This window comes from bacterium, assembly GCA_040753085.1.
GTDB lineage: Bacteria > UBA9089 > JASEGY01 > JASEGY01 > JASEGY01 > JASEGY01.
The window spans coordinates 1-4,223 of sequence record JBFMHI010000200.1; the positions used below are offsets into that span (position 1 = coordinate 1).

A 4,223-nucleotide genomic window follows, 5' to 3' on the forward strand; every position below is an offset into this window, starting at 1 on the left:
GTTTATTTCACCCTCCCCTAACCCCTCCCATCAAGGGAGGGGAAGCTTTTATGCCAACGCTGTCGTCGGTACAAAAGGAGATGAAACTTAACCCATAGCACTATAATCTGTAATGAGCTTACTTTTTTAACTTGATTTTGAGTAGATACAATAGCCATTAGGATTCAGGTGTCAGCCGTCAGGCAAAGTTATTGGCTATTGCCTATCTTCCCAACATAACACACGCATTATACACTACCTTAATCTTGTTCTCCTGACAGAATTTGATGGCCTCTTGGCTTTCGGCCCCCGGCTGCATCCAGACGCGGCTAATCCCTCGCTGGGCGCATTGTTCCACTATTTGTTTCGTTACTTGAGGAGGGGTGACTATATCTACTACATCGACTACGATAGGTATATCCAGAACAGTAGGATAACATTTTATCCCCTCGACTTCTTTTAATTGCGGATGAACCGGATAGACCTTCATCCCTTTCAGGGTGAGGTCTTTTAAAATTCGGTAAGCATATTTGGATTCGTTCTTGAAAGAACCCACCACCGCAAAATTCTTTTGAGACAAAAGCTCTTTAATCAGATCCTGCAATCTCCCCTTCCTTTCGCTATTAAAGCGGCCCTTTTAAGAGATGAATATCATCAATCCAGGCCGTGCCCTTACCATTGACCACCAAATTGAGTTTCACATTGTCGGGGTTTTCTCCCTTCTTCAAGAAGAAGGGGGTCTCTTCTGTGGTCCAATCGGTGGTGCCGGTCAGAGGCGTCTGAAGACCGCGAGAGAAGAACTCTCCCTGGCCGGAAAAGTGGCACCACATCTCCAGGTAGACCTGGCCTTCTACACCTTCGGTGCGGACTTTAGCCTGGTAAATCAGACAAGCATTCTCGACTTCTACGTCACCTGTCTCAAATAACCGGACTACGGTAGGCTCTGTGGCGATGATTTGCAAAGAGCCGTTACCATCGCTTGAAATCCCCTTATCGATCTGAACGCCCGACTGGGTAATAATTCCCTCCAGGCTGTCAATGGGAAAGTGTTTCAGCTCGGTAACATCCTTTGACGGCTGCTGACTACAACCGACTACTAAAAGAACCATCGCTGTCCACTTCAATAAAGCTAAGGGTTTCTTGCTCATATTTTCAACCTCCTTTCTTAAATCAGCCGATTTCGGCTAACTCAATTCGTAACCGTTCAGCCACAGATGCACACAGATGAAACACGGAAAATCCGTGAGCCGTGTCCGTGATTCGGGTCTGTCCTTAGGCTGTAGGGACAACCCTTGTGGTTGTCCGTCTACGGAACGGACATGGACAAGCACGGACAGGGACAAGCCCTGTCCCTACACTTCCGCCTTCTGTCCTGTGTTATTTATCCGTGCTAATCCGTGCAGCTATACCTGAACGGTTACCTCAATTCGATAGTCTTCGATCACCGGATTGGCTAAAAGCCGGTCGCACATCTCCTTGACTTCTTCCTCTGCCTTAGCCTGGCCAGAGGAGTTAAGCTTGAGTTCAAGATATTTACCAAACCGGACCTCGGCTACGCCAGCATAGCCCATTGAGTCCAGGGCATGCTTTACGGTTACCCCCTGGGGATCAAGCAGACCTTGCTTTAAGGTAATATAGATTTTTGCCAGATACATTTAATCTCCCTTTCCTCATAGCCAATAGCCAATAGGGCATTCTTCCCTATTGCCTATTGGCTATTGGCTTCTGTAATCTTCGTGTCTTTGTGGCTGAGTAATTACAGATATTTTTTAAATCCGCAATCCGCAATTCGCGATTCGCAATCCGTAAGCTACCCTCCGCCATCTAAAATATTTGCCCGGTTATTCTCTCGTATAGTTCGATATAGATTCGGCTGACATCTTTTATTACCTCCGCCGGCAGCGGTGGGATATCCGGCTCCGGTTCTCCCCGGTCGCGGGCCTCATAAAGGGCGTCTTTATAACCTATTCTCCGGTAGTATTGTCTGACGAACTCCTTGCTGAGTTCCACACATTGGCCCTCTTTATATTTATCCATATCCCAGAATCGATCTTCATCAGCCGTGCCAAAGACATCAACCAACATTAGCCGCCGCTGGTGGTCAAATCCAAACTCCTTTTTGCCATCGGCCCGGATGAGGCCCCCCTTTTCTACTCCCCGGTTGATCTTCTCATCGAGTTTAAGAATGGTCTCTTTTATCTTTTTTAGCTCATCAGGGGTCAAGCCGGAGATCTCCAGGGCCTTCTCTTCTGAAAGCAAGGTGTCAACCTGCTCAAGTTTGGTGCTCATTTCCAGATACGATTGAGGCAACTTTTCACCATATCGGGGGGCATGTCCGGTCTGGAAACCAAGATCATCTTCACTAAGGGTTCCCTTTTTAAAGCGGTCAAATAGACTTCCGGCCAAATAATACCTGGAGATAAATTCCAGGGGGATGAGGTAATTGGTGGTCCTGGAGTTGAGTTTATCATAATCGGGAATAATATCTACCTGCTTAACCCGGATCGAGGTTGGAGAGGTTTGATCAATAAAGTGGGTAGCTATCCCGGACTTCTCAGCGATTTCGAACCAATGAACGGCCGTTCGACATAAGGTCTCAGCCTTATGAGGAATAAGGCTGGGAATGGGTTTGTCAAACACGGATATCCGGTCGCTGAAAGAAAATTCTATCTGCCCCTCACCGAGCTCATAGATATCCTTTACTGATCCTTGATGAATTAACTTTTTCAATTTTGGGTCACCTCCTCATCGGCCATTAGCCAATAGGGTCATTCTCCCTATTGGCTATCGGCTTTTCTTCTCCGCCTCACCAGTCATAGGCACAAAGCGAACCGGGATGACGCTCTTTTGAGTAATCCCCGCCTCGGTCTTTCTGATCAAAAGGAGTTCTTGAAACACCTCGCCCACCGGGATGACCATCCGGCCGCCGATTTTCAACTGATCAATCAGCGGTTGGGGGATATGGTCCGGGGCAGCCGTAACAATAATGGCCTCAAAGGGGGCGACTTCCGACCAGCCTTGATAACCATCTCCACATCGGACCGCTATGTTTTTATAGCCTAACTTGCCCAGCCGCTCTTTAGCCGAGGCAGCTAGTGGTTCCAATATCTCGATGGTGTAGACCTGATCAGAGATCTCGGCCAGGATAGCGGCCTGATAGCCTGAACCTGTCCCAATCTCCAGGACCTTTTCGCCTTTCTTAAGGTTTAGAAGCGCCGTCATTAAGGCCACGATGTAAGGCTGGGAAATAGTTTGCCCCTCGCCAATGGGTAAGGGGCTGTCTTGATAGGCAAGCCTTCTTAAATATTCGGGGACAAATTCGTGTCGCGGAACTTTCCGCATGGCGGCCAGGACTGCCGGGTCAGATACACCCCTGGCTTCAATCTGGTCCCGGACCATATCTTCCCTGAGATTAGTATAAGTTTCTTCCATTTCTACCCCCTTATCTTTTCCGGGTGGAAGACATGCTAAGCTGGATAGTAAAAACAATGATAGGAAAAGTAAACTGAGTCGGTTCATCATAGAATCTCTAAGACAACACGGCCTAGGTTCCTGGCTGGTCTTAAACCCTTGAATCCTCGAACCCAACTAAAACCGCGCCGGAACTTTCGCCAAGCTGGACTATTTCGACCTGTGAAATAGGTTTAAATAAGGAACAAGAAACTTTCCATAGATATAGATAGCTCTACTACTAAAAACAGGCCGCTCCTACGGAGCTGCAAATATATTGCTTTTGCGAAATTACTACAAACAGATTGCTCCTACGGAGCTTTATTCAGGTTAGCTCCAGAGGAGCGACATGTTTGTAGAATATATCTCTCATAACAAATTAGCTCCAGAGGAGCGACCTGTTTATTCTCTTTCTCACCTTCTCACCCTCTATTGGGGGATATTTGTATAAACCTATTTCACAGGTCGGACTATTTTGGAGAACTGATGATAGGTGATCTGGTGGGGCTGGATTTAATCGGAGTGAGTTGACTACCAAACACCTATTACCATAATATTGCCCGCCAATTTCACCCTCACCCTATCCCTCTCCCCTCAAGGGAGAGGGAATTTTGCCCCAACTAACTGCTTATTAACTTAGTCTTGAGTAGTTACCAATTACCAGATCATTTATTAACGTGAATATGAAAACTTAACCTGTAATCATTAGATAATTCTCTTCAATTCTTTGAAAGATACAAAAAGCTAAACAAGCATAAATACAACGAGACAAATATCCCAAGGGGGATCTGGCA

Annotated in this window: 5 protein-coding genes; all 5 read right to left on the bottom strand. The window is 46.7% G+C overall.

Annotated features, from left to right (window positions below):
• Positions 1-202: 202 nt before the first annotated feature.
• Positions 203-583 (bottom strand): CoA-binding protein, encoded by a 381-nt coding sequence (locus AB1797_13370; protein MEW5768576.1) that lies wholly within the window; start codon positions 581-583, stop codon positions 203-205.
• 19 nt (positions 584-602) lie between these two features.
• Entirely contained in the window at positions 603-1,127 is a 525-nt protein-coding gene (locus tag AB1797_13375) for a hypothetical protein (protein ID MEW5768577.1), read from the bottom strand.
• Between the two features lie 255 nt (positions 1,128-1,382).
• Positions 1,383-1,634, bottom strand: a complete 252-nt coding sequence (gene purS / locus AB1797_13380; protein MEW5768578.1) for a phosphoribosylformylglycinamidine synthase subunit PurS — start codon at positions 1,632-1,634, stop codon at positions 1,383-1,385.
• Between the two features lie 169 nt (positions 1,635-1,803).
• Complete coding sequence (locus AB1797_13385; protein ID MEW5768579.1) at positions 1,804-2,709, bottom strand: phosphoribosylaminoimidazolesuccinocarboxamide synthase; 906 nt, start codon at positions 2,707-2,709, stop codon at positions 1,804-1,806.
• 54 nt (positions 2,710-2,763) lie between these two features.
• Positions 2,764-3,411, bottom strand: coding sequence for a protein-L-isoaspartate(D-aspartate) O-methyltransferase (locus AB1797_13390; GenBank protein ID MEW5768580.1), 648 nt, complete (start codon positions 3,409-3,411; stop codon positions 2,764-2,766).
• Positions 3,412-4,223 lie beyond the last annotated feature (812 nt).